Below are 24,493 nucleotides of genomic sequence, written 5' to 3'. Positions count from 1 at the left end.
ATCACCGGGGCTCGACGCGGAAACGACGGAGCGCCAGCGCCGGGTTCGTCCGCCGCACACGCTCGACAGCCGCACGATCGACGAAACCCACCACGACGTCCGTCCCGGTGCCCATGGCCGCTATCTCGACGCCCTGCGGGTCGATGACGGCGCTATGTCCGACGCCGAGGGGCGGTGGATGATCTGCTGCCGCCACGTAGAGCGTGTTCTCGATGGCTCGGGCCCTGAGCAGCGTCTGCCAGTGGTACTCCTTGAGCGGACCGCGCACCCACTCCGCCGGCACCAGGACGACGTCGGCTCCGGCGTCCGCCAGCAGCCGTGTCACCTCGGGGAACCGCAGGTCGTAGCAGGTCTGGAGGGCGAACCGCAGTCCCTCGCATTCGAACGTCTGGGGTTGCGTGATCTCGCCCGCCTCGACCCAGTCGGACTCGCGTTGACCGAACGCGTCGTACAGGTGGAGCTTGCGATACAGCGCCTGCACTCCCGCACCGTTCACCGCGACCGCGGTATTTCGAACCCGCTGCTCGTCGTCCGCTCGCTCGACCATGCCTGCGACGATGTGGACGTCATGCTGGGCGGCGAGCGCCACGAGCCCGGCAACGAAGGGCCCCTCGATCGTCTCGGCGTTGGCGGCGAGGGACTCGTCGAACGGGTCGACGAAGTAGCTCGAATACTCGGGGAAGACCACGAGCCGTGCGCCACGCGCGACAGCGCGCTCGACGAGTTCGCCGATCGATTCGAGATTGGCCTCGCGAGACGCGGTCGGCGCGAACTGGGCCACCCCGACCCCCACGGACTCGCCCATCAGGAATGGTCCTCTCCGCGGACGCGCCAGATCACGGGCACGACCACCCACAGCACGATGATGAGCGCCCCGAGGGACGCGGCCGCGATGTACGCCGCATCCCGACCCAGCACGACATCGAACACGAACGCGACCACGCCCACCAGCAAGACCGAGACCGTGCCGAGCGCGATCATCAGGGCCGTGTGTCCGTATGCCACGATCAACCCCTTTTCCCGCCGCCGGAAGAGGAAGCGATGCAGCGCGACCGGCGCGAGCGCGATGATCGCGCTCAGCGCCGAGGCGACGACCAGAAACAGGTAGAACGCCCGCTGTCCCTCATCGAGATCCGCGAAAGCGGGCTGAAATGCCAGAGCGAGCAAGAAGCCGGTCAGGATCTGGGTGCCGGTTTGTAGAACGCGGAGCTCTTGCAGCACCTCGATCCAGTTGCGGTCATACCGTTCCGAGGGGGTCTCGTGCCGACCGTCGCGCGCGCTTTCGGCGAGATCGGGCTCGGTGGAGATGTCGCGACGCGCGGCATGTGCGATTCCCTCAGCGTCGACCATGTCCCCATCCTGACGTGCATGGTGACAGGCGGCAAGCCGGCCGAAAAGCAGAGAGTCCCGGAAGCCTTGACGGCTTTCGGGACTCTCTTTTTGTTGCGGGGGCAGGATTTGAACCTACGACCTCTGGGTTATGAGCCCAGCGAGCTACCGAGCTGCTCCACCCCGCGGCACAAGAATCGAGCTTAGCATGCGATCAGGGGGCGGTCGAATCGAGACGACCTCGGTCACAACTTCAGGACCGCGGCTCGAGCCGACCGACACCGTAGCGGCGCTCGGGCGGGACATCCGTCGCAGCGCACAAAGCGACCCACACCTCGCGCGGGTCGACGCCCGCCGCAATCGCGACAGCGGCGGTGCGGCCGCCGAGTGCGTCGAGTCCGAGGTCGGCGGTCACGACGGCACCATAGGCGGCGCCGAACTCATCCTCGACGGCGCGCTCGAATTCGCTTCGACGCATCCGGGGTCAGCGCAGCGACAGCTCGGCGTCGACCGACGCGACGAGGTCGTCGGGAACGACATCCGGGAAGGTCTGGAGGCCTTCCATCACAGAAATGCGATCGCCGACTTCGCGCATGATCGTCGAAATGGGCACGTCGAGTGCCTCGGCCACAGAAGCGAGGATCTCGCTCGAGGCTTCTTTCTGACCACGCTCAACCTCGCTGAGGTAGCCGAGCGCGACGCTTGCCTTGCCGGCGACCTGACGGAGGGTTTGACCCTTCTGCAGACGGAAGTCCCGAAGGACGTCCCCGATCTCTTGACGAACCAGGATCATGATGCCCCCTCCTCACTGTCCTCGCTGTGCCCCACCGGGTGGGCCACATTACAGCACCGAATGGTGCCAATCTAATGCCCCCCGCTTTGCAGAGGCTGGGAATCACCGAATGTAACGGAGACGAAACACGTGGTATTCCCTCAGACGATGCTCAACAGGGCGCCGAGGGCAAAGCCGACGCTTTCCGACCGGATGGTTGCCCGATCGCCATTCAGTTGCAGCGTGAGGACGCGGGAATCGTCGGGTGTGCTCATCCCGATATGAACCGTACCCACGGGTTGTCCGTCGGGAGAGTCGGGACCCGCGATGCCCGTCGTCGCGATGCCGACTTCGGCCGGCCGGCCGTCGATCGCCACCGCGCGGCGCACACCGTCGGCCATCTGGCGCGCCACCTCGGGGTGCACTGCGCCATGCTCGGCGAGGAGCGCCGCATCCACGCCGAGCAGCGAATGCTTGAGCGGGGTGGCGTAGGCCACGATCGCGCCCCGCACCGTGGCGGAGGCCCCGGGAACGGAGATCAGCGCTGCCGCGAGCATGCCTCCGGTGAGCGACTCGGCGATGCCGAGCGTCCAGCCGCGCGCACGCAGTCGCTCCAAGGCGACGGCGGCATCCTGTGCGGCGTCGCCGGTGGATGCGTAAGGCCGCCACTCCCCCGCGGACCGCCCCTCTTCGGTCATGTTCGGTCGGTGCGGGAACGGCGTGCGCCGCGGATCTCGGTCACGACGTAGTCGATCCCGCTCGCGATGGTCAGGATGACAGCGATCCACATCGTCACGATATTGACCCAGATGATCCATTCCCCCACCACCGATGACAGCGGGAGCAACGCGAGCGACAGGGCGACGGCCTGGGCGACGGTCTTGAGCTTGCCCATCCACGCGGCCGCGACGACATGGTCACTCGCGACGAGGAGGCGGTGCACCGTGATGCCGACCTCGCGGATCAGCACGATGATCGTGATCCACCACGGCAACTCGAGCAGGATCGACAGACCGATGAAGGCGAATCCCGTCAGCACCTTGTCGGCGATCGGGTCGAGGAGCTTGCCGAGGTCGGTGACGATCTTGTAGCGCCGAGCGATGTAGCCGTCGATCCCGTCGGTCGCGATCGCGACGATGAACAGCACCGCCGCCCACCAACGCAGTGCGCCATCGGCGCCGCCGTCGGCGAGCAGCATCCACAGGAAGACGGGGGCGCAAAGAATCCGCGCGATCGTGATCGCGTTGGGGAGCTGCCGAGGAACGGCCATCAGTCGCGCCCCGTCAGGCCCCAGGCATCCTCGTCGCTGTCTTCAGCGTCGACGACCGGCAGGCCGTCGTACTGGGCAGCGAGAGAGTCGGCGACCGCGTCGGTGCCGTAGCGCGAGTCCGCCTCGTACCCGACGGCCGGGGCCGGAGCCGCGGCGGGGGCAGCAGGCGCAACAGGCGCGGCCGGGGCCACGTCGCCGCGGAGCATGCCCAGGACCTCGGGGAGTTGTTCGGCGGTCACCAGAACGTCACGAGCCTTCGAGCCTTCAGAGGGACCGACGATCTCACGCGCTTCGAGCAGGTCCATCAGGCGTCCGGCCTTGGCGAACCCGACGCGGAGCTTGCGCTGCAGCATCGACGTCGATCCGAACTGGGTCGAGACGATCAGTTCGGCCGCCGCAAGCAGCAACTCGAGGTCGTCACCAATGTCGGCGTCGATCTCTTTCTTCTCGGCCACGGCCGCGACATCCGAGCGGTACTCCGGACGCGCCTGTCCGGTCACGTACGCCACGACCGTCTCGATCTCACGCTCGCTCACCCACGCGCCCTGCACACGGATCGCCTTCGAGGCGCCCATCGGCAGGAACAATCCGTCTCCCTGGCCGATCAGGCGATCGGCGCCGGGCTGGTCGAGGATGACGCGGGAGTCGGTCACGCTCGTCACGGCGAAGGCGAGACGCGACGGAACGTTGGCTTTGATCAGACCCGTGACGACGTCAACGCTCGGGCGCTGGGTCGCGAGCACCAGGTGGATACCGGATGCTCGCGCGAGCTGGGTGATGCGGACGATCGAGTCCTCGACGTCGCGCGGGGCGACCATCATCAGGTCGGCGAGCTCATCGACCACCACGAGCAGGTACGGGTAGGGCTTCAGCACACGTTCGCTGCCCGCGGGCAGCTGGATCTCGTTCGCGACGACGGCCTTGTTGAAGTCGTCGATGTGGCGGAACCCGAACGACGCGAGGTCGTCGTACCGCATGTCCATCTCTTTCACGACCCACTGCAGCGCCTCGGCGGCCTTCTTGGGGTTCGTGATGATGGGCGTGATCAGGTGGGGCACGCCCGCGTACGACGTCAGCTCGACGCGCTTCGGGTCGATCAGCACCATGCGAACCTCGGAGGGCTTCGCGCGCATCAGCAAGCTCGTGATCATGGAGTTCACGAAGCTCGACTTACCCGAACCGGTCGAACCGGCCACGAGCAGGTGGGGCATCTTCGCCAGGTTGGCGACAACGAACCCGCCGCCGACGTCCTTGCCCACACCGATGGTCATGGGATGCGTGGACTGCTGCGCATTTCCCGAGCGAAGCACATCGCCGAGCGTCACGATCTCGCGGTCGGCGTTCGGGATCTCGACACCGATCGCGCTCTTGCCAGGAATCGGGGCGAGGATGCGGACCTCGTTGGATGCGACGGCGTACGCGATGTTGTTCGTCAGTGCCGTGATGCGCTCGACCTTGACACCCGGGCCGAGTTCGATCTCGTACTGAGTCACTGTCGGACCGCGCGAGAAGCCCGTGACCCGAGCATCCACGCCGAACTGGCGCAACACCTCGGTCAGTGAGCGCACGACCTCGTCGTTCGCGGCCGAGCGCGCCTTGGCGGGCGTGCCCGCGGCGAGCGCGCTGACCGACGGCAGACGATACGGGTTTGCGGGGCGGTTGCCGGCGAGGGCGCCGTCCGTTCCCAGGCCGGACAATCCGGGCAGCACGCCGTCATCGACGGACTCGGTCGCGTCGTCGTGAATGGATGTGCGGTGGATCGATGTACCCTGCTGCCGCGCGGCCGCAGCGGCGCGTTCCGCATCGGCGAGCAGATTCGGGTCGATGACTTCCGTCAGCGCGTCCGGCGAGAACACCGGGGCGGGTGGGACGGGCGGAGCCGTGGCGATGGCCTGTTCGAAACCGCCGTGCGTCGAGCCCGGCGTCAGCAACTCCGTGAGGTCCTGCGAACTCAGGCCCCCCTCGGGGTCTTCCTCGCGGCCGGTCTTGTTGCGACGCCACCACGGGGTGCTCGGATCTTCGGCCTCGGCGGCGACCTCGGGCTTGCCCGTGGTCGCGGTGTCGGCCTCGGGTCGGGCGTGCTCTCCGAACATCCACGCGTACAGATCCCCCAGCCGTGCACCGATGCGGTTCGGCGGGGTCTTGGTAATGATGAGGACGCTCAAAAGCGCAACGAGCACCAACACGATCCAGGCGCCGATCGGGGTCAGTGCGAGGGCGAGGGGTTCGGCGACCATCCAGCCGAACAATCCGCCCGAGCGGCTGAGCACGGGCAGACCCTCACTCGGGACGGGGCGATCGCCGGCGAGATGGCAGAAGCCCGCGCCTGTCAGCACCAGCATCCCGAAGCCGATGCCGATGCGTCCGTTGTCGTGCACGCTCGAGGGGTGGCGGAAGAGCCAGCCCGCCAGGATCAGCACGAGTACCGGCAGAACGAAGGCGAGTCGCCCGAGCATGCCGCCGAAGCTGTAATCGGAGATCGAGCGCGCGACGTCGTTGCCGATGAAGAACCATTCGATGACGCCGCCGGCAATGGCCAGCAGCACAAGCAGGAACGGGAAGCCGTCGCGGCGCTGATCCTTCTCGAGTGTCTCGGGTCCGAACGCGCGGAACAGCCCGCCGACACCGTGAGCGACGCCCATCCAGGCGCGCGCGATGATGGGCGGCCGTTCGGGCTCGTCGTCGTACCGTTTGGGTGCGGGCGCGGGCTTTCGCGCGCGCGTCGTGGTGCCCTTAGCGGGCGTGCGGCCGCTCTTGGTCGGGCTGGTGCTCCTGGCCATTCCCCCACGGTACGACTGACGTGCGACGTTCGGCCGCAGCGACGCGGCTCGACCTCACCCCGGTCTCAGCCCCGGGGTCACCGCAGGCGCTTGACCATGGTGTCTCGACCGACTCCGGGTTGTGTCACGGCGAAGCCCTCAGAGCGGTAGAACACCGCGGCGAAGTTGCCGCGCTCGACGTTCAGGCTGAGTCGAGCGAACCCGGTCTGCGCCGCGTGCGCCGTCAGCTGCTTCAGCAGCGCCCGCCCCACCCCGTGCGCGCGCCAGATCGGCCGCACGCCGATGATCATCTCGGGAACCCCCGTACCGACATGGGCGAAAGCGGGGTCGGTGCGCGGAAGCATCCGGTACCAGGCGGCGCCGATGGGTGATCCCTGCGGGTCTAGTGCGACGAATCCGGCGTCGCTCGGACGCATCCACCCCGCGACGAACCGGCCGTGCTCGGGCGTGGACAGAATCTGATGCCGTGGACGCGCACCGCCCGCACGCCAATTGACGGCTTCGACGACCATGTCCGCCAAGAACCCGCCATCTGCCTGGGCGGCGGGACGCGTGGTGAACGAGGCGGGCATGCGGCGAGTGTAGCGGCGCAGCGCCCCCTGTTACGCCTCGATGACGAGCGGCACGATCATCGGCCGGCGGCGGAGCGACTGGCTGACCCAGCGCCCGATCGTGCGGCGCACGATCTGCGACAGGGCGTGAGTGTCGCGGACACCCGACTGCGCGGCATCCGCGAGCGCCGCGGCGATCTTCGGCTTGACGCTGTCGAACACCTTGTCGTCTTCCGCGAAGCCCCGCGCGTGGATCTCGGGGCCCGTGATGATCTTGCCGGTCGCGGCGTCAACGACGACGATGACCGAGATGAAGCCCTCTTCGCCGAGGATGCGGCGATCCTTGAGGTCGGCATCCGTGATCTCGCCCACCGTCGATCCGTCGACGTAGACGAACCCGATGTCGAGCTGTCCGACCACGGATGCGACCCCGTCACGCAGATCGATGACGGTGCCGTTCTCGGCGAGGAACGTCCGCTCGACCGGCACGCCGCTGTCATGCGCGATGCGGGCGTTGGCGGTCAGGTGCCGGTACTCGCCGTGGATCGGCAGCACGTTCTTCGGCTGCAGGATGTTGTAGCAGTAGAGCAGCTCACCCGCGGCTGCGTGGCCCGAGACGTGCACCTTCGCATTGCCCTTGTGGACGACATTGGCGCCGAGCTTGGTGAGCCCGTCGATCACGCGGTACACGGCGTTCTCGTTGCCCGGGATCAGGCTCGACGCAAGAATCACGGTGTCGCCCGGGCCGGGCTCGATCTCGTGGTCGAGGTTCGCCATGCGGCTGAGCACGGCCATCGGCTCGCCCTGTGAGCCCGTCGACATGTAGACGATCTTGTCGTCGGGCAGGTCGCGCGCCTTCTTGTAGTCGATCAGCACACCCTCGGGCACCCGCAGGTAGCCGAGGTCGGACGCGATCGTCATGTTGCGCACCATGCTGCGTCCGAGGAACGCGACGCGACGGCCATGTGCGGCCGCTGCATCCAGCACCTGCTGCACACGGTGGACGTGACTGGAGAAGCTTGCGACGACGACGCGACGCTGGGCCTTGCCGATCACCTGATCGAGCACCGGACCGATCGAGCTTTCGAGCGGCGTGAAGCCCGGGACATCCGCGTTCGTCGAATCGACGAGGAACAGATCGACGCCCTCTTCGCCCAGACGCGCGAAGGCGCGCAGGTCGGTCAGGCGGCCGTCGAGCGGCAGCTGGTCCATCTTGAAGTCACCCGTGGCGAGCACGAGGCCCGCGGGCGTGCGAATCGCGACGGCGAGCGCGTCCGGGATCGAGTGGTTGACTGCGATGAACTCGAGGTCGAACGTGCCGACCTTCTCGTGCTGGCCCTCGCGCACGGTGAGGCTGTACGGGCGGATGCGGTGCTCTTTGAGCTTCGCTTCGATCAGCGCAAGCGTCAGCCCGGAGCCGATGATGGGGATGTCGCCCTTGAGCTTCAACAGGTACGGAACCGCGCCGATGTGGTCTTCGTGACCGTGGGTCAGAACGAGGCCGACGATGTCGTCGAGACGGGACTTGATCGGCTCGAAGTCCGGCAGGATCAGGTCGACACCCGGCTGGTGCTCTTCGGGGAACAACACACCGCAGTCGACGATGAGGAGCTTGCCCTCGTACTCGAAGACGGTCATGTTGCGACCGATCTCGCCGAGTCCGCCGAGGGGGAAGACGCGCAGGGTGCCCTGTTCGAGGGCGGGCGGATCGTAGACGTTCGTGGGCATGCTGCCTCCAGGGAGCCTCGCGGCTCCCGCTCGTGTGTTGTTGTGGTGTGCGCGGCCCGGTGAGGGGTCCGCGGCTGTGGTTTTTGGCCCGGGTTCGGGCTGTGGTCTTTTGGCGCCCGTTCGGGCGATGGTCCGTTTCCCGTGCGCTGGGCGCGGGGGCGGGATCAGCGGGTCGTGCCGTGGATCTTCGGGAGAGCGCCGCCTGCGGCCGCGTTGCGGTCAGGACGGAAGTTCGAGAAGTCGGCACCCGCGACCTCGCGAACGAGGGCGAGCTCGTCCTCGATCGCGGCGGCTTCCCACTCTTCCGGGCCAACGAGCGGCAGGCGCACCCGTGGGCTGCCGATCCGACCGAGGCCGTGCAGGATGTACTTCGCGGCGACGGTGCCCGGCACGTGCGTCATCACCGCGCGAACCAGGGGCTCGAGCTGCTTGTGCGCCGCGGTGGCCGCTGCGAGGTCGCCGCGGTTCACGGCATCCACGATCGTGCGGTACGGCGTCGCGGTGATGTTCGCCGTGACACCGATCAGGCCAGAAGCCCCGATCGCCAGGTGCGGCAGCACGTTGGCGTCGTCGCCCGAGAAGTACATCAGATCGGTCTGGTTGAGCACGCGGCTGACCTCGCTGAAGTCGCCCTTGGCATCCTTGACGGCGAGGATGTTCGGGTGTTTGGCGAGACGCAGAATCGTCTCGTACTTGATCTCGACCCCGGTGCGCCCCGGGATGTCGTAGAGAATGACCGGCAGGTCCGTGGCGTCCGCAACGAGGCGGAAGTGCGTGAGGATGCCTGCTTGAGTCGGCTTGTTGTAGTACGGCGTGACGATCATGATGCCGTCGGCGCCGGCCTTTTCGCTCGCCTTGTACAGCCCGATCGCGTGGGCCGTCTCGTTCGAGCCGCCGCCCGTGATGATCTTGGCGCGTCCGGCCGAGACGTCCTTGCCGACCTCGACCAGACGGAGCTTCTCAGCATCCGTCAACGTGCTCGTCTCACCGGTCGTACCCGTCACGACGATTCCATCCGCACCCGCCGTGATGACGTCGTCGATGTGCTTCTCGACAGCGGGCCAATCGACCTCGCCGTCGGCCGTCATGGGGGTGACGAGCGCGACCAGCACCTGACCGAAGGGATTGGCGGTGTGAGTCATGGTTCCTAGGCTATCGGGCCGCGGTGTCGTGCAACCTCACTCGTGTGACGACCGCGGAGACTCCCGGGGTCACAGCGATCGCTCAGCGGCCACTCTCCCCCACCCGTGCAGCGAACGACGGCGGCACCAGACGGGTCAGCGCCACGAGCGCCTTGTACCGCAGAGACGGAACCGACACGGCCTTGCCGCGGGCGATATCCCGGAGGGATTCCGAGACGACGTCGGATGCGTCGAGCCAGAGCGCGGCGGGCACGCCCTCATTGCCGGGCGCGAGACCCATGCGCTCGTGGAAGCCCGTATGCGTGAAGCCCGGGCAGACTGCCGTGACGGTCACCCCGCGGGGTGCGTACCGCCCGTTCGCCCACCGGCTGAAACTGATCAGCCAGCCCTTGCAGGCGCCATACGTCGAGCGCGGGATGAAGCCGGCCACCGAAGCGATGTTGACGATCCGTCCGCTGCCACGCTCGAGCATGCCGGGCAGGGCCGCCCGCATGAGGCGCATCGGCACCTCGACGTGCAGCGCAAGGTGGCGCGCCTCATCTTCGATGTCGTTGCTCTCGAACGCGAGGTCCAGCCCGAAGCCGGCGTTGTTGACGAGCATCTCGATGGGGCGCGCGACCTCAGCGAGGCGGTCCGTCACCTTCTCGAGCTGGCGCGGCTTGGTGAGGTCGACGGCGAGCACCTCGTAAGAGATCCCGTGGTCGCGGGCAAGCTCCGCCCCGAGGCGCTCGAGCGCCCCGCGATCGCGGGCGACGAGCACGAGGTTCGCACCACGCGCCGCCAGCTGGCGGGCGTACTCGGTGCCGAGTCCCGAGCTGGCGCCCGTGATGAGCACTGTCTTGGCCATCGCGCGCGAGCCCGGCGCCTCAGGGCGCGACGCGACCGTTGCCGTTGAACGAGGCGTGCGTGAACGGCATGAGATCGGTCCAGATGTGCTCCATCTTTTCCGCCACCATCTCGATCTCGCGCTGCGGGAACGACGGGAAGTGGGTGCCCTCACGCTTCGTACGCAAGGACAGGAAGTTCATCAGGGCACGGGCGTTCATCGTCACGTACATCGACGAGTAGATGTTCAGCGGAAGCACGATGCGGGCGACCTCGCGGGCAACACCGGCGTCGAGCATCCGCTGGTATGCCTCGAACGCGTGGACGGATGCCTCGCGCGTGACAGCATCCGTCAGCGCAGTCTGTTCCGGGGTCCCCTCGAGGAACTCGTACGCACCCGGCTTGCCCACCTGGATCAGGCGACGGTCAGCGGCGGGAACGTAGAACACCGGGCGGAGCTCGCGGTAGCGGCCCGACTCTTCGTTATAAGACGCGATGCGGTGCCGCATGAACTCGCGGAACACGAAGATCGGGGCCTGAACGTAGAACGTCATCGAGTTGTGCTCGAACGGCGAACCGTGGCGGTCGCGCATGAGGTAGTTGATCAGTCCGCGATCACGAGCGGACGCGTCGGCACCGGATGCGGCTTCTTCGAGTGTCTGCTCGCCCATCGTCGAGACGCGCGCAGCGAACAACACATCGCTGTCGGACGCGCTCGAACGCACGAGCTCGACGGTCACGTCGGAGCGGAACTCGACGGCGGGGACGGTGGACTCGGCGGAGATAGCAGCATCGGTCACGCGCCCAGACTACCCGCGAGCGTCCGGACGATTGTTACGGCGTAGCCGTTAAAAGTCTCTCGAGCGAGCCCCGGCCTGCCCGACACGCCTATCCTGGGTTGCTGTGACTCTCGTTGAAGCCCTGATCGGATTGGCCGTCTTGCTGACGGTCACCGTTGTCGCGGGCATCGTCGTGCGGTGGAACCAGGGACGCGCGCATCACCACGTGCCCCATGAGGTCGTCGAACCCGCGCGGCTCGGCGCCGACGGACTGGGCGATGTCGCAACACTTCTGCAGTTCAGCACCGAAATGTGCTCGCGCTGCCCGGGCGTTCACCGCACCCTCTCGGCCGTCGCAGATGCGCGCCCGGGCGTGCGTCATCTCGACGTCGACCTGACCAATCGTCCCGACATCGCGAAGCACTTCCACGTCCTGCAGACCCCGACGACACTCATCCTCGATCGCGACGGCGTCGTGCAGACGCGCTTCGGCGGTGTCGCGCGCCGCGATGTGATCGAGATGGAGCTGGCGCGGGTGATCGGTGCTGACGCAGCACCCGAAGCGGAGCCCGAACGTGTCTGATCGAACCAGCGCCCCCGCGGGCATCGACCCGCGTGGACCACGCTTTGCGGCATCCATCACCGCTGTTTTGCTCGCCGTGGCCGTGCTGCTGGGGCTGACAGGTCTCTCGACGTCCCAGAGTTTCGACTTCGGAATCGTTTCGGGGACCGGAAGCACACTCCCCGGCGACGGATCGTTCGCGATCACCTACGCCTCCCTCGCCCAGCGCGTACGCGATCCGGCCTTCCTGCTGATGCTCGTGATCGCCCTGCTATTCCTGTGGGGCGTGCTCGCGCCGCGCACGGCGCCGTGGGGTGCGCTGTTTCGCCGGGTCATCCGGCCGCGTCTGAAGCCCCCGACCGAGCTCGAAGACCCGCGCCCGCCCCGCTTCGCGCAGGGCGTCGGACTGTTTGTCGTCACGATCGGCCTCGTCCTGCACCTCGCGGGGGTGCCGTGGGCGCTACCGATCGCCGCCGCCGCCGCGTTTGCCGCCGCATTCCTGAACGCCGTCTTCGGTCTGTGCCTCGGCTGCCAGCTGTACCTCGTCCTCCAGCGTGCGGGCGTCGTCGGGCGCGCGCGTCCCGCCGTCTGAGACGCAATCCTCGGCGTTACGTCGCGCACGTCCGCGGGCCGGATTAGGCTGACCGAAGAGACAGGTCGTCGGCGATCCGTGCCGACGATGCAGCGGCACAACCAACCCGGAGGACTCCCATGAGCGTTACGAGCGAAGCCAGCACCGCCTGGAAGGGCAGCCTCATGGGCGGCTCGGGCACGGTCGCCCTCGACACCTCCCACGCCGGCACGTTCGACGTCAACTGGAAGGCCCGTTCCGAGGGATCCGGTTCCGTCACGACGCCCGAAGAACTCATCGCCGCGGCTCACTCGTCCTGCTTCAGCATGGCGCTCTCGCACGCGCTGAGCGAGAACGGCACCCCGCCCGAGAGCGTGGACACCACGGCATCCGTCACCTTCGTGCCGGGCACCGGAATCACGGGCAGCCACCTGAACGTCAACGCGGTTGTACCGGGGCTCAGCGCCGAAGACTTCGCCAAGATCGCGCAGGACGCGAAAACGGGATGCCCCGTCTCGCAGGCTCTCGCGGGCATCGAGATCACGCTCGAGGCGACGCTCGCCTGAGGCGGGCGGATCGGATGTCTCAGCGCGTCGTCATCGCGGGCGCCTCTGGCCTGATTGGCCGGACGCTCACCGACAGTCTTCTCGCCGACGGCATCGAGGTGACGACTCTCGTTCGGCGTGAGCCACAGGGCCCTTCTGAGGTCCGCTGGCTGGACGGCTCGCCGCTCGATCCGAACGTGCTCGAGGGGGCCACGGCCGTCGTCAACCTGAACGGTGCGAGTATCGGGCGCATCCCGTGGACGTCGTCCTACAAGCGAACGTTGGTGTCGTCCCGGCTCGAGGCCACGGGTGTGCTGGCGAAAGCCTTGCGCACGCTCGGCGACAACGCTCCGGCATTCGTGTCCGCCAGCGCGATCGGCTATTACGGGTCCGTTCCCGGACGCGAATTGCGCGAGGACGCGGGCCCGGGGGATGGATTCCTGAGCGACCTGTGTGTCGAGTGGGAGGCCACCGCGCGCACGGCCGGGTCGGCGCGCGTCGCGCTGCTCCGGACCGCGCCCGTCGTCCACCCCGAGAGCGTGCTGAAACCCCTGATCCTGCTGACGAGGTTCGGGCTCAGCGGGCCGATGGGCCGCGGTACACAGGTCTGGCCGTGGATCTCGCTCGTCGACGAGGTGCGCGCCATCCGCCACGTCATCGATGCGCAGCTCGAGGGACCCGTCAATCTGTCGGGGCCGACCCGCGCGACCGCCAACGATCTCGGCTTCGCGCTGGCGCGCCGCATGAACAGGCCCTACATCCTGCGCGCACCGGCGTGGGCTCTCCGCCTGGGACTCGGACGCGACATGGCCGACGCGGTGCTACTCGTCGATGCACACGTCGTGCCGGCCGCGCTCGAGGCATCCGGGTTCACGTTCACGCACACGACCGTTGACGAGGCGGTGGCGGCGGTCATCCCTGCCGCGCCCTGAGCGGTCCGGGCGAGGTCAGCGCTCGCCCGGGCTCGTACGCTTGCCCCGACGTTCGGCGGACTCGAACTTGATCGCCTGCCGCACGGCCGATCGAGCACGCCGCCGGTCCCCCGCACCGTCATACGCAAGGCCGAGCCGGTACCAGGCGCGCCAGTCATCGGGCGCGGACTCTACTGCGTCGCGGTACTTCGGGAAGAGCGCCTCGGCCTCGTCGCGATCGACTCGCCCGCTCGGACGCACCGACAATTGCTCGTCGGGCAGGGCACCCTCGTGATCGAGCCGTCGACCGAGGCTTTCCGCGCGCATCCCGAACCAGAGTTCGCGCCCGATGGCCCACGCCGCGATCGCCGGCAAGACGAACAGCGCGACTCCCATGGCAACGCCGACAGGATCGCCCGTGGTCATCAGCAGGTATGCCCGTTGAGAGACCAGCACCAGGTACAGCGCCAGCACGACGGCCATGATGGCCGCGCCGATGCGTGCGCTCACAGGCCGGTGACCCGCGCTACCTGCCCGGGCACGCCACCGTCGTCGACGGGATTCTCCGACTTGTCTCCGGGCAGACGGATGCCGACGTCGACGAATCGGTCGAGTCCCACAACGACGCCGCGCACGGTGCGCGCCGCATCGAGGGCGATGCGGATGCCGGGCGCGTAGGCCAACGCCGGGTCGACCGTGTCGTGGACGATCTGGAGCGACTCCCCCGGGCCCGACAGCAGCACCTCTTGGCGCGCGATCACGCCTGGACGGCGAAGCGAATGGACGGGGATGCTCGCAACGCGCTGACCGCGGGCGCGCTGGTCGGTGTGCGGCGCCTCGACCGGCCCGACGCTTTCCCGCGCCGCGGCCATCAGCTCGGCCGTGCGCACCGCGGTGCCACTCGGCGAATCGACCTTGCGTTCGTGGTGCGCCTCGACGATCTCGATCGAGGGGAAGAACGGGGCCGCGGCGGCGGCGAGGGCCGTACCGATGACAGACCCGAGCGAGAAGTTGGGGATGAACACGACGCCCGTGCCCGCGGCCTCGACGAGTGGCCGGACGAGGGCGATGCGCTCCTGCGACCAGCCCGAGGTACCGACAAGAACGTTGATTCCGCGTTCGATGGCCGCACGGACGACGTCGATCGAAACAGCCGGGCTCGAGACATCAACCACCAGATCCGACCCGTCGATCTCGGTGACCTCGCTCCGCGAAGACAGGACCGCGATGACCTCGTAACCCTCGGTCGCCTCGATCACCTCGCGGACCACGCCGCCCAGGCGACCTGTTCCACCCACGATGGCTACGCGTGTCGTCATGTGCCCATCCTAGGTTCGGGTCATGGGGCTCGGCGGGACGCCGGGCCGCGGCGGCATAGGCTCGATCCGTGGTGCGATTCATCGAGATGGCGGCGGATGCTCCGGTCGCCCATGGGCTGCTGACCGAGTACTTCGCGGCCCGGGCCGAGGTGTTCCCGGGCGGTGGTTATCGGCCGACGTATCCGGATCCTTCGGTGTTCGTCGCCCCGGACGGTGTGTTCCTCGTGATCGAAGACGAGGGCGCTGCGGCGGGGGCCCGCCGCCCAGTGGGATGTGGAGGCATCCGGCGCATCCCCGACGGTCCGGCCGGCGTGCGATACGAGGTCAAGCACCTGTACCTCGACCCCTCGACGCGGGGACGCGGGTGGGGTCGACTGCTACTCGACGAGCTCGAGCGTCGGGCACGCACCTGGGGTGCCGCCCAGCTCGTGCTCGACACCCACCACACCCTCGAGGCCGCCGGCGGCCTCTACGCCTCGGCGGGATTCGAGCCGATCGAGCCCTACAACGACAACCCCAACGCGACGCGGTGGTACGGGAAAGCCCTCGGGTGATCAGAGTCCACGCCGGTGCGGGCGCTCGGGCGTTCGCAATTCAGTCCTTCGGGGCCGAGTAGGCGGGCTGATCCGTGCGAATCCGCGGGGGCTCACCCATGCGACACACGCGCCGACTGAATTGTGAACGCGTGCGGTGGAAGACCAGCGCGGGGCAGTCAGACCGGATCTAGACCGGGTGGGTCTCGGGCAGGCCCGTGCGCAACTCGAACGGCAGGTGCGCGAGGTCGTTGTGGGTCAGCAGTGTCCACGGCCGCCCCTGCTTCTGCGCGATCACCGTCAGACCGCAGTGGGCCTGGTTGAGCGTCATCCAGCGCCACTCGGGGGCCCCGAGTACCTCGCGCACGAACCAACTGATCACGAAGTTGTGCGTGATCACGAGTTCGTGCACCTCGCCGGTCCGGCGCACGAGAAACTCGCTGACGGCGTCGGCCATCTGCGCGCGACCCGCCTCGATCTCGGCATCGGTGACCGAGCCGAAGAACGGCTCGTAAACCGCGGGCGTCTCGGGCGACATGCCCGACGGCACGCAGTCGAACAACAGGGACGACGCCTGCGGGGTGATGGCGGGCATCCGTTCGGCGACCATGCGGGCCGTCTCGGTCGCCCGCAGCAAGGGCGAGTGCCATACGGCACTGAGAGGCATGCCTGACAGCCGATCGGCGATCAGGGATGCCTGGCGCTGACCCCGCGGAGAGAGCGGACCATCGACCAGCCCGTGCTCGGCATCCTGATGCTCGCCGTGGCGAACGAGGTAGATGAAGTGCGTCATCCTCGCTCGCTTTCGTCCCGGCGTGCCCCGATGCCACGCCGTTTCCAGCCTAGGTCACGAATGCGCCGTGTCACGAAACGATCTCGGCGCGGCCCGACCGCGCCCTCCCGCGAGCGTCACTGTGCCGCGCGGGACAGCTCGCCCAGGTGCGCGCGGCTCAGCTGCACACCCACACCCTGCGTCAGTTCTTCGACGTGCTCGGGCGCATAGGCGTTCACGATCGGCGCAACGACGGTGCGTTGCGCGAGCAACCAGCCGACCGCGACGGCGGCGTCGGGCACCGAGAGCTCGAGCGCGATCGCATCCAGCGCCTTGAGCACCTTCTGGCCGCGGCGATTGAGATATGCCGCTACCTGCATACCGCGTGCCGACAGGCCGACTCGGTCACGACTGCGGTGACGCCCCGATAGGAAGCCGTGCGCAAGCGGGTGCGAGGGGGTGACCGCGATTCCCTGCGCACCGGCGACGAGCCGCAGGTCGCCCTCGAAGGCGGACCGGTGCACGACGTTGTAGTGCGCATCGAGAACCGTGAAGCGGGGGTAACCGGCCGAGGCGAGAATCCGCGCCTCGACGAGACGCTCGGGCGTGAATGCTGCGGCGCCGAGGTGCCGTACTTTGCCCGACCCGATCAGCCACTCAGCGGTCGCGAGGGTCTCTTCCAGCGGGACGGATGTGTCGGCACCGTCGAGATACAGAACGTCGATGTGGTCCGTGCCCAGCCGGACGAGGGATGCCTCGACGGCACGCACCAGGTTGACGGGGCCGAGACCCGGGTTGTCGGGGTGTGCTCCGACCCTGACGGCCACAACCATGTCATCCCGCGCCTGTCGAGACGCCAGCCACTGGCCGATGATGTGCTCGCTGCGCCCCGCCGAGAACGAGTCCGCCGTGTGCAGGGCGTTACCGCCGAGCTCGACATAGCGGTCGATGATCCGGTGGCTGGTCGACAGGTCGATGTTCCAACCGAACTCCGCACCACCGAGCATGAGCGGAAAGATTTCGAGCCCGGTTTCGCCGAGCGTGACGCGCATGCCGTGGCCGATGCTCGGGCCGAGAACCGGGATGGGTGACGACGGGTGCGGAGCGGGCGGGGAAGCCTGCCCCGTCGACACATCGGCACCGATACCGAAGAAACTCATGCTCCCACCCCCTCGCGCGCTACGTGCCACGAGTCGCGACTTCTTGCCTTATGTCGCGCCCCCCGACGCTTTCTTCGAGAGTAGGGCAGCCCACCGACCGTGGCGCGCGATCCGGTGACGAACCTATGAACTACCCATAACGCTTTGGTCACGACAGACGACGGAGCCCCCGCACCCGCGAGGGGTGAGGGGGCTCCGCAATCCGATCAGGTCAGATCAGACAGCAACCTCGGGTGCGCTTTCGGCGGCACCCTGGTCTGCAGCCTGGTCGGCCGACTCTTCGACGACCGGCTCGAGCGACAGCTTGCCGCGGTCATCGATCTTCGTGATCTTCACGAGGATCTTCTGACCGACACCGAGCACGTCTTCGACGTTCTCGACACGCTTGCCACCGGCGAGCTTGCGGACCTCGCTGACATGCAGCAGTCCGTCCTTGCCGGGCAGGAGCGAGATGAACGCACCGAACGTCGCGATCTTGACGACGGTTCCGAGGAACTGCTCGCCGACCTCGGGGTTGGTCGGGTTGGCGATCGCGTTGACCTGCGCGCGAGCGGCCTCGGCCGACGGACCGTCGACGGCACCGATGTAGACGGTTCCGTCTTCTTCGATCGAGATCTGGGCGCCGGTCTCGTCCTGGATGGAGTTGATCGTCTTGCCCTTGGGGCCGATGAGCTCGCCGATCTTGTCGACCGGGATCTGCACGCTGATGACGCGCGGCGCGGTGGGCGCCATCTCGTCGGGAGCGTCGATCGTGGCGTTGATCAGGTCGAGGATGGCGAGACGCGCATCCCGTGCCTGCTGCAGCGCCGCGGTCAGAACCGAGGTCGGGATGCCGTCGAGCTTGGTGTCGAGCTGGATCGCCGTGACGAATTCGCTCGTACCGGCGACCTTGAAGTCCATGTCGCCGAGGGCGTCTTCGGCGCCGAGGATGTCGGTCAGGGCGGCGTAGCGCGTCTGTCCATCGACCTCGTCCGAGACAAGACCCATGGCGATACCGGCGACGGGAGCCCGAAGGGGCACACCGGCGTTCAGCAGCGACAGGGTCGAGGCGCAGACGGAGCCCATCGACGTCGAGCCGTTCGAGGAGAGCGCCTCGGAGACCTGACGGATGGCGTACGGGAACTCTTCACGCGACGGCAGAACCGGAACGAGGGCGCGCTCGGCCAGGAAGCCGTGCCCGATCTCGCGACGCTTCGGGCTTCCCACACGGCCGGTCTCACCGGTCGAGTACGGCGGGAAGTTGTAGTGGTGCATGTAGCGCTTGTGCGTGACGGGCGACAGCGAGTCGATCTGCTGCTCCATCTTGAGCATGTTCAGCGTGGTGACACCCAGGATCTGGGTCTCGCCGCGCTGGAAGATCGCCGAGCCGTGCACGCGCGGGATGACGTCGACCTGTGCGTCGAGCGCACGGATGTCTGCCAGTCCGCGGCCATCGATGCGGACGCCGTCGGCGAGGATGCGTCCACGGACGATCTTCTTGGTGACGGACTTGTACGCGGCCGAGAACTCGAGGGTCGCGACGGCCTGCAGCTCGCCGGACTCGACGGCCGCGAGCAGCTCGCCCTTGACCCGGTCCTTGAGCTCGTCATCAGCGGTCTGACGCTCGACCTTGTCAGCGATCTGGTAGATGCCGACGAGCGGGTCGTACGCGCGGTGTGCGACGAAGTCGTAGGTCTCTTGGCTGTAGGGCAGGAAGACCGGGTAGTTCGCGATCTCCTTGGCAGCCGTGTTCGCCAGCGTCTGCTGTGCGGAGACGAGCTCGCGCAGGAACGGCTTGGCGGCCTCGAGGCCCTCGGCCACGACGGCCTCGTTCGGCTTGACGGCGCCGCCCTTGATGAGGTTCCAGGAACCCTCGGTGGCCTCGGCCTCGACCATCATGATCGCGACCTCTCCGTCGGGCAGAACGCGTCCCGCGACGATGAGGTCGAAGACGGCCTCTTCGAGCTGCGTGACGGTCGGGAACGCGACCCACTGGTCGGCGTGCTCGCCGTGACCCGGGATGAGCGCGAGGCGAACGCCGGCGATCGGTCCGGAGAAGGGCAGGCCCGAGATCTGGGTGGACGCCGACGCCGCGTTGATCGCGAGCGCGTCGTAGAACTCACCCGGCGCGATCGAGAGCACCGTGATGACGATCTGGACTTCGTTGCGCAGGCCGTCGACGAACGACGGGCGCAGCGGCCGGTCGATCAGACGGCAGACGAGGATGGCCTCGGTGGAGGGGCGGCCCTCGCGGCGGAAGAACGAGCCGGGGATCTTGCCGGCGGCGTACGAGCGCTCTTCGACATCCACCGTCAGGGGGAAGAAGTCGAAGCCCTCGCGGGGGTGCTTTCCGGCGCTGGTGGCCGAGAGGAGCATGGTCTCGTTGTCGAGGTAAGCGGCAACGGCGCCCTGAGCCTGCTGCGCGAGGCGGCCGGTCTCGAAGCGGATGGTGCGGGTGCCGAAGCGGCCGTTATCGAGAACGGCCTCGGCGGATGTGATTTCAGGACCTTCCAAGAGGTCTCTCCTTCTTTGTTTCGACTCGCGCGCCCGTATGGCGCACGAGTGTGTGCGAAGAAGCAGGAACAGGCAGATATGGGCGCGCGGCGCGCAATACGCGATCTAGCCTGCGCTGGCCACCAGTAGAAATCCACCCGGCGCACTCGCGACGAGGAGACCACCACAGGGGACCAGCTTTCTGCCGGCCTGCTCCAGGTGCACCGCGGTTCGCGATGCGTATGAAATTGTCTGATGACACGACGAATGCCACGTCATCACATTTCACCCTACCAGTCGCCGCCTTCGGGCTGCCCGCGTAGGCTTGCCGGATGAGCACTGAAGACGTGACGCCCACCGCGGCATCCGACGATGTCAAGCGCAAGTTCAAGGAAGCGCTCGAGAAGAAGAACGCCAAGCATCGCGAGGGCGAGGCCCACCTGAACGGTGATTCGGCCGTTCACGCGACGCAGGGTCCGGCCTCGGTCAAGCGCGAGTTCCGACGCAAGAGCGGCTGAGAAGGAGCACCCGATGGTCTTCGAGCCCACTTTCGAAGAGATTGACGCAGACGCGGCGGCCCGCGACGCGGCGCTCTCGAATTCCGTCGACCCCGAAACGGTGGTCCACGCGACGCACGCGATCGACCCCGAGGCCCCCGCCGACACCGCGGATGCGGTCGACGACGATGACCTGGACGCCGATCTCGGAGGCGAGGCGGATGCCGCACTCGCCACCGAGGTCAGCGCCAATGACCTACCCCCGTACGGCGAGGAGTGACGATGTCCGATCGACGAGAGAACCCCGCGGCAGAGGATCGCGACGCGGTAGCCATGAGCGACGCACCGGGTGACGAATCCGGGGATCTCAACGCTTTCCAGACGGCCGAACTGCGCCGTCAGATTGAACTCGAGCTCGAACAGTACGAGCAGGGCATCGAGGGCTGACCCCGACCCATCGCCCGCTCAGCCGAGCGCGTTCTCGATGATGTCGGCCAAATCGGCCGGCTTCGACAAGAACGGCGAGTGGCTGGTGTCCATCCGGACGGCGGTCGAGCCCGACCGCGCCGCGAGCGCCTCCTGCGCGGGCAGCGGGAAGATCGCGTCCTGCTCGGTGATGACATAGGTCGTGGGCTTATCGCGCCACGCCACGGTCGTCACGGTCTCGCTGAAGGCGATGGAGCTCTGCGGCTTGAGTCGACCGACGGCGTCCGCAGCGGCCACCTCGTCGACGTCCGCGAAAAAGAGGCCGGTCGCGGGCTCTGCCTCGGTCCCCGCCGTTGCCAGCGGACCGTCGACGACCCACCACGACGGTGCCACTCCCCCGACGGCGCCGAGCAATGACTCGCCCTCGTCCAGCACGAACGCGGCGATGTAGACGATGTGGACGACGGAATCGGATGTCGCGCCCTGCGTCGTCGGGACGCCCCCGTACGAGTGAGCGACGACCGCCACCGGACCCGGGATGGCGTCGATCGCCGCCGCGATGGCGTCCGCGTCATCCGTCATGTGCAGCTCTCGCGGGTCGTCGGCATGCACCGTCGGCAGATCGACGGTGCGGACATCCCATCCCCGCGACTCGAGTTCGGCCTGCAGGGGCACCCAGGCCCACGAGCCGTGCCAGGCGCCGTGGACGAGCAGAAGTGTGGGGCGATCGGTCATCGGGAACTCCGTCTTCATCGTCGGATCGTGCGGTCGGGATCGTCCGGTCGGGATCGTGCAGTCAGGATTGTGCGGACGCGCAGTGCGGGTACAAGCGGGCGCTGTTCGGGCAGCGCCCGCTTGAGGCTCACGCGTCTACGGACGAAGATAGGTCGACGCGTCCGAACACGCACTGGCGCGGAACGAAAGTCGATGGCGATGAACGCAATCTCTGTGCACGACGAGCCCGTTCCAGTCCTTGCGGCGACCACGGCGGACCAACGCGAGTCCGACCGGTTCCAGAGCTTCCGCGACGCGCTGTGCGATGTGTACCTCGGCATCCGTCCCGAGCGCCCGTCCTCGGGGTCGTTCGACGCCGACGTACTCGCGTATGACTGGGACGGAGCGATTCTGTCGCGCATGCGTGCGCCCGGCCACGAGGCGCGTCGCGATGCGGCCTCGCTCGCCCGTGTGCCCGACGATGCGCTGTTCGTCAACGTCTCGCCGGATTCGTCATCGCGGCTCGATCACCTCGGCGAAAGATGGCGGATGCCCGCCGGAGCGCCGATCCTGCTCGACAACTCGGCACCGTTCGCCCTCGAGTTCGATCCACGGCGGCGATTCCGTCTCTATTCTTTGCGCGTCCCGCGCACGTTCGCCGGCGTCGAACCGAGCGGCCGTGCGGTAGCCGACCTGAACCGGCGTCTCTCGGCTTCGGGTGCGGGCGCGCGCCTGGGCGCGCAATGCGCTCTGCTGACAACGGAGTTCGACGCGGGACGATGGGATGCCGCGGCCGCCATGACTCGCGCGGTCGTTGCCATGCTGCGCGGCGCCCTCACCGGCGTTGATGTCGAGACGGATGCGCTTTCCCGACTCGAGTCCGGCAAGCGTGCCGCATCCTCTCGGATCAATGATCCGGACTTCGACGTGCACGAGTTCGCCCGCTCGGTGAACGTCTCGGTGCGGACGATCCAGAACGACTTCCGCGCGTCGGGCGAGACATTCCGCGGGTGGCTGCTCGGCGCCCGACTCGATGCGGCCCGAGAGCTGCTGCGCTCCCCCGCATGGCGGGAGCGATCCGTGGAGGTAGTTGCGGCGGCGTCCGGCTTCCGCGACATCGCGCACTTTCATCATGTTTTCCGGGACCGGTTCGACGCGACGCCAGGATCATTTCGCCCCTGAGGGGCGCCGAGAACGCACAAGGGCCCCGTCGACCTGGACGGTCTCGGGGGCCCTTGGACACGGCTGGGTCAGTGCGCGCCGGCTCGGGCCTTCCGACCCTCGAGCCGCTCGTCCTCCGCGCTGGCCGCCTCTTCGAGACCCGCGACGCCCACGGCATCCGGTGCGTCCGACATCCCATCGTGATCGGTTCCCGTCAGCGAGCTCTCATCGAACGGGAGGTCACCGGCAAGTACGTGGCGCGCTCGCGCCGCGTCGAACTCCTTGACCCAGGTGCCGATCAGCACGGTCGCCACGGCGTTGCCGGTGAAGTTCGTGACGGCACGGCCCTCTGACATGAACCGGTCGATTCCGACAATCACGCCGACGCCGTCGACCAGGTCGGGGCGGTAGGCCTGGAGCCCCCCGGCGAGGGTTGCGAGCCCGGCACCCGTGACGCCCGCGGCGCCCTTGGACGCGATGACCATGAACAGCAGCAGCCCGATCTGCTCGGGGATCGACATCGGCATACCCATGCCCGCGGCGATGAAGAGCGAAGCCATCGTGAGGTAGATGGCCGTGCCGTCGAGGTTGAAGGAATAGCCCGTGGGCACCGTGATGCCGACGACCGGCTTCGAGACACCCAGGTGCTCCATCTTCGCGATGAGGCGCGGGAGCGCGGACTCGGACGACGACGTGCCGACGATCAGCAGGTACTCGCGGCCGAGGTACTTCATGAGGCTGAACAGATTGACCCGGGCGACGACGTACAGCAGCGTGCCGAGTATCCCGACGATGAAGAGCGCGCAGGTGATGTAGAACGCGATCATCAGGACGCCGAGGCTCAGGATGGCCGCGAAGCCGGTCTTGCCGACGACGGCCGCGATCGCCCCGAAGGCGCCCAGCGGTGCCAGCCAGAGGATCATGCCGAGGATGCGGAAGACGAGTGCCTGCAGGTTCTTGACCGCGAACATGATGGGCTCGCCCTTTTTGCCCATCTTCTGCAGCGCGAACCCGACAAGAAGGGCGATGAACAGCACCTGCAGCACGCTCTCCCCCGTGAAGGCCGAGAAGAAGGTGGTGGGGATGATGCCGAGGATGAACTCCTGCGTCGTCTTCGCCTCGCTCGTGTCAGCGTCGTAGGTGGAGTTCGTCATGTTCAAGCCCTCACCTGGGTGGATGATGTTGCCGACGACGAGGCCGATGGCCAGCGCGAAGGTCGTCATGATCATGAAGTACAGCAGCGCCATCCCGCCGATCTTGCCGACGGTCGCGGCCTTGGCGATCGAGCCGACGCCCACGACGATCGTGCAGAAGATGATCGGCGCGATCATCATCTTGATGAGCGACACGAAGCCCTTGCCGATCGGCTCGAGCGCGACGGCGAACTCCGGCCAGATCAGGCCGATGCTGGCCCCGAGTACCACGGCGATGATCACGGCGACGTAGAGCCATGTGTGCCTGTCCCAGGCCCGCTTGCCCCTGCGCCCGTTGAAACGCGGGAGAGTGAATGATCCCGTCTTGGGGATGCCTTGAGTCATCTTTGCCTCCTGGTGAACCGTCGTTGTTCGTGATCGCCATCGCGGTGTGTCGTGGCGATCCCTGCCAGTACTGTGGGCCCGCTCCGGATGCCGGAAGGGGTTGCGGTCGTATTGGTCGCACGAGAGGTGCACGGCA

At 67.6% G+C, this 24,493-nt stretch carries 28 protein-coding genes and 1 tRNA gene; 9 read left to right on the top strand and 20 right to left on the bottom strand.

Annotated elements, in window-relative coordinates; translation table 11 throughout:
• Position 1: 1 nt before the first annotated feature.
• From CGU34_RS08085 to thyX, 13 genes are all read right to left on the bottom strand, one after another.
• Complete coding sequence (locus CGU34_RS08085) at positions 2-805, bottom strand: carbon-nitrogen hydrolase family protein (protein ID WP_036297037.1); 804 nt, start codon at positions 803-805, stop codon at positions 2-4.
• Positions 805-1,350, bottom strand: coding sequence for a DUF6328 family protein (locus CGU34_RS08080; protein ID WP_051513185.1), 546 nt, complete (start codon positions 1,348-1,350; stop codon positions 805-807). Before CGU34_RS08080 ends, CGU34_RS08085 begins: the two co-directional genes overlap by 1 nt.
• Positions 1,351-1,443: 93 nt before the next feature.
• Positions 1,444-1,517 (bottom strand) — tRNA-Met (locus tag CGU34_RS08075).
• A gap of 65 nt (positions 1,518-1,582) precedes the next feature.
• On the bottom strand, positions 1,583-1,807 hold the full coding sequence (locus CGU34_RS08070; RefSeq protein WP_036297035.1) for a DUF3046 domain-containing protein: 225 nt from the start codon (positions 1,805-1,807) through the stop codon (positions 1,583-1,585).
• A gap of 6 nt (positions 1,808-1,813) precedes the next feature.
• Positions 1,814-2,122 (bottom strand): helix-turn-helix domain-containing protein, encoded by a 309-nt coding sequence (locus tag CGU34_RS08065; protein ID WP_036297033.1) that lies wholly within the window; start codon positions 2,120-2,122, stop codon positions 1,814-1,816.
• A 140-nt stretch (positions 2,123-2,262) separates the two neighbouring features.
• The gene (locus CGU34_RS08060) at positions 2,263-2,799 is read right to left on the bottom strand and encodes a CinA family protein (RefSeq protein WP_051513183.1); all 537 of its coding nucleotides are present in this window, start codon (positions 2,797-2,799) and stop codon (positions 2,263-2,265) included.
• Positions 2,796-3,371 carry a CDP-diacylglycerol--glycerol-3-phosphate 3-phosphatidyltransferase gene (pgsA, locus tag CGU34_RS08055; RefSeq protein WP_036297030.1) on the bottom strand — a complete coding sequence of 192 codons (576 nt, stop codon included), beginning with the start codon at positions 3,369-3,371 and terminating at the stop codon, positions 2,796-2,798. The genes CGU34_RS08060 and pgsA overlap by 4 nt, the downstream gene beginning before the upstream one ends.
• Positions 3,371-6,151, bottom strand: coding sequence for an FtsK/SpoIIIE family DNA translocase (locus CGU34_RS08050; protein WP_100813816.1), 2,781 nt, complete (start codon positions 6,149-6,151; stop codon positions 3,371-3,373). Before CGU34_RS08050 ends, pgsA begins: the two co-directional genes overlap by 1 nt.
• A 77-nt stretch (positions 6,152-6,228) precedes the next feature.
• Complete coding sequence (locus CGU34_RS08045; protein ID WP_100813815.1) at positions 6,229-6,723, bottom strand: GNAT family N-acetyltransferase; 495 nt, start codon at positions 6,721-6,723, stop codon at positions 6,229-6,231.
• Between the two features lie 30 nt (positions 6,724-6,753).
• Positions 6,754-8,430 carry a ribonuclease J gene (locus tag CGU34_RS08040; RefSeq protein ID WP_100813814.1) on the bottom strand — a complete coding sequence of 559 codons (1,677 nt, stop codon included), beginning with the start codon at positions 8,428-8,430 and terminating at the stop codon, positions 6,754-6,756.
• A gap of 164 nt (positions 8,431-8,594) precedes the next feature.
• A complete protein-coding gene (gene dapA / locus CGU34_RS08035; protein ID WP_036297018.1) occupies positions 8,595-9,572 on the bottom strand; it encodes a 4-hydroxy-tetrahydrodipicolinate synthase in 978 nt (325 codons plus the stop codon).
• Positions 9,573-9,654: 82 nt separating this feature from the next.
• Positions 9,655-10,419, bottom strand: a complete 765-nt coding sequence (locus CGU34_RS08030; RefSeq protein ID WP_036297015.1) for an SDR family NAD(P)-dependent oxidoreductase — start codon at positions 10,417-10,419, stop codon at positions 9,655-9,657.
• A gap of 19 nt (positions 10,420-10,438) precedes the next feature.
• Positions 10,439-11,197 carry an FAD-dependent thymidylate synthase gene (gene thyX / locus CGU34_RS08025; protein WP_232711601.1) on the bottom strand — a complete coding sequence of 253 codons (759 nt, stop codon included), beginning with the start codon at positions 11,195-11,197 and terminating at the stop codon, positions 10,439-10,441.
• A gap of 103 nt (positions 11,198-11,300) precedes the next feature.
• Here thyX and CGU34_RS08020 point away from each other — a divergent pair, with 103 nt between their 5' ends.
• From CGU34_RS08020 to CGU34_RS08005, 4 genes are all read left to right on the top strand, one after another.
• Positions 11,301-11,759, top strand: coding sequence for a TlpA family protein disulfide reductase (locus CGU34_RS08020; protein ID WP_036297012.1), 459 nt, complete (start codon positions 11,301-11,303; stop codon positions 11,757-11,759).
• Positions 11,752-12,330 (top strand): DUF4395 domain-containing protein, encoded by a 579-nt coding sequence (locus CGU34_RS08015; protein ID WP_100813813.1) that lies wholly within the window; start codon positions 11,752-11,754, stop codon positions 12,328-12,330. Before CGU34_RS08020 ends, CGU34_RS08015 begins: the two co-directional genes overlap by 8 nt.
• Before the next feature lie 119 nt (positions 12,331-12,449).
• The gene (locus CGU34_RS08010; protein WP_036297007.1) at positions 12,450-12,875 is read left to right on the top strand and encodes an OsmC family peroxiredoxin; all 426 of its coding nucleotides are present in this window, start codon (positions 12,450-12,452) and stop codon (positions 12,873-12,875) included.
• Positions 12,876-12,889: 14 nt separating this feature from the next.
• On the top strand, positions 12,890-13,786 hold the full coding sequence (locus CGU34_RS08005) for a TIGR01777 family oxidoreductase (RefSeq protein ID WP_100813812.1): 897 nt from the start codon (positions 12,890-12,892) through the stop codon (positions 13,784-13,786).
• 15 nt (positions 13,787-13,801) lie between these two features.
• Here CGU34_RS08005 and CGU34_RS08000 read toward each other — a convergent pair whose 3' ends face one another.
• Together CGU34_RS08000 and dapB are read right to left on the bottom strand one after the other, a co-directional pair.
• Positions 13,802-14,275: a hypothetical protein gene (locus tag CGU34_RS08000; RefSeq protein WP_100813811.1), complete on the bottom strand. Its 474-nt coding sequence runs from the start codon at positions 14,273-14,275 to the stop codon at positions 13,802-13,804.
• The gene (gene dapB / locus CGU34_RS07995) at positions 14,272-15,084 is read right to left on the bottom strand and encodes a 4-hydroxy-tetrahydrodipicolinate reductase (RefSeq protein ID WP_100813810.1); all 813 of its coding nucleotides are present in this window, start codon (positions 15,082-15,084) and stop codon (positions 14,272-14,274) included. The genes CGU34_RS08000 and dapB overlap by 4 nt, the downstream gene beginning before the upstream one ends.
• 68 nt (positions 15,085-15,152) lie before the next feature.
• Here dapB and CGU34_RS07990 point away from each other — a divergent pair, with 68 nt between their 5' ends.
• Positions 15,153-15,638, top strand: a complete 486-nt coding sequence (locus CGU34_RS07990; protein WP_440344735.1) for a GNAT family N-acetyltransferase — start codon at positions 15,153-15,155, stop codon at positions 15,636-15,638.
• A gap of 169 nt (positions 15,639-15,807) precedes the next feature.
• Here the strand turns inward: CGU34_RS07990 and CGU34_RS07985 are convergent, their stop codons facing one another.
• The 3 genes from CGU34_RS07985 to CGU34_RS07975 form a co-directional block, all read right to left on the bottom strand.
• A complete protein-coding gene (locus CGU34_RS07985; protein WP_036297001.1) occupies positions 15,808-16,410 on the bottom strand; it encodes a histidine phosphatase family protein in 603 nt (200 codons plus the stop codon).
• Between the two features lie 116 nt (positions 16,411-16,526).
• Positions 16,527-17,549: an aldo/keto reductase gene (locus CGU34_RS07980; RefSeq protein ID WP_100813809.1), complete on the bottom strand. Its 1,023-nt coding sequence runs from the start codon at positions 17,547-17,549 to the stop codon at positions 16,527-16,529.
• A gap of 216 nt (positions 17,550-17,765) precedes the next feature.
• On the bottom strand, positions 17,766-20,042 hold the full coding sequence (locus CGU34_RS07975) for a polyribonucleotide nucleotidyltransferase (RefSeq protein WP_100813808.1): 2,277 nt from the start codon (positions 20,040-20,042) through the stop codon (positions 17,766-17,768).
• Positions 20,043-20,353: 311 nt separating this feature from the next.
• Here CGU34_RS07975 and CGU34_RS07970 point away from each other — a divergent pair, with 311 nt between their 5' ends.
• From CGU34_RS07970 to CGU34_RS16950, 3 genes are read left to right on the top strand one after another with little or no spacing between them, the layout of a single operon-like run.
• Entirely contained in the window at positions 20,354-20,539 is a 186-nt protein-coding gene (locus tag CGU34_RS07970; RefSeq protein WP_036296995.1) for a DUF5302 domain-containing protein, read from the top strand.
• 13 nt (positions 20,540-20,552) lie between these two features.
• A complete protein-coding gene (locus CGU34_RS07965) occupies positions 20,553-20,798 on the top strand; it encodes a hypothetical protein (protein ID WP_036296992.1) in 246 nt (81 codons plus the stop codon).
• Between the two features lie 2 nt (positions 20,799-20,800).
• Positions 20,801-20,965, top strand: a complete 165-nt coding sequence (locus CGU34_RS16950; protein ID WP_157811258.1) for a hypothetical protein — start codon at positions 20,801-20,803, stop codon at positions 20,963-20,965.
• 18 nt (positions 20,966-20,983) lie between these two features.
• On the opposite strand, the gene CGU34_RS07960 is transcribed toward CGU34_RS16950, so the two are convergent.
• On the bottom strand, positions 20,984-21,679 hold the full coding sequence (locus CGU34_RS07960) for an alpha/beta hydrolase (protein ID WP_036297084.1): 696 nt from the start codon (positions 21,677-21,679) through the stop codon (positions 20,984-20,986).
• Positions 21,680-21,877: 198 nt separating this feature from the next.
• Between CGU34_RS07960 and CGU34_RS07955 the strand changes: the two genes are divergently transcribed.
• A complete protein-coding gene (locus CGU34_RS07955) occupies positions 21,878-22,840 on the top strand; it encodes a helix-turn-helix domain-containing protein (protein WP_157811257.1) in 963 nt (320 codons plus the stop codon).
• 68 nt (positions 22,841-22,908) lie between these two features.
• Here the strand turns inward: CGU34_RS07955 and CGU34_RS07950 are convergent, their stop codons facing one another.
• Positions 22,909-24,357, bottom strand: a complete 1,449-nt coding sequence (locus tag CGU34_RS07950; protein WP_036296978.1) for a cation:dicarboxylate symporter family transporter — start codon at positions 24,355-24,357, stop codon at positions 22,909-22,911.
• Positions 24,358-24,493: the final 136 nt, after the last annotated feature.

Origin of the sequence: Microbacterium lacus, from assembly GCF_002812805.1 — a bacterium.
GTDB classification, from domain to species: Bacteria; Actinomycetota; Actinomycetes; order Actinomycetales; family Microbacteriaceae; genus Microbacterium; species Microbacterium lacus_A.
The sequence above is the reverse complement of the archived record's forward strand: the minus strand, read 5'-3'. Positions and strand labels throughout refer to the sequence as shown.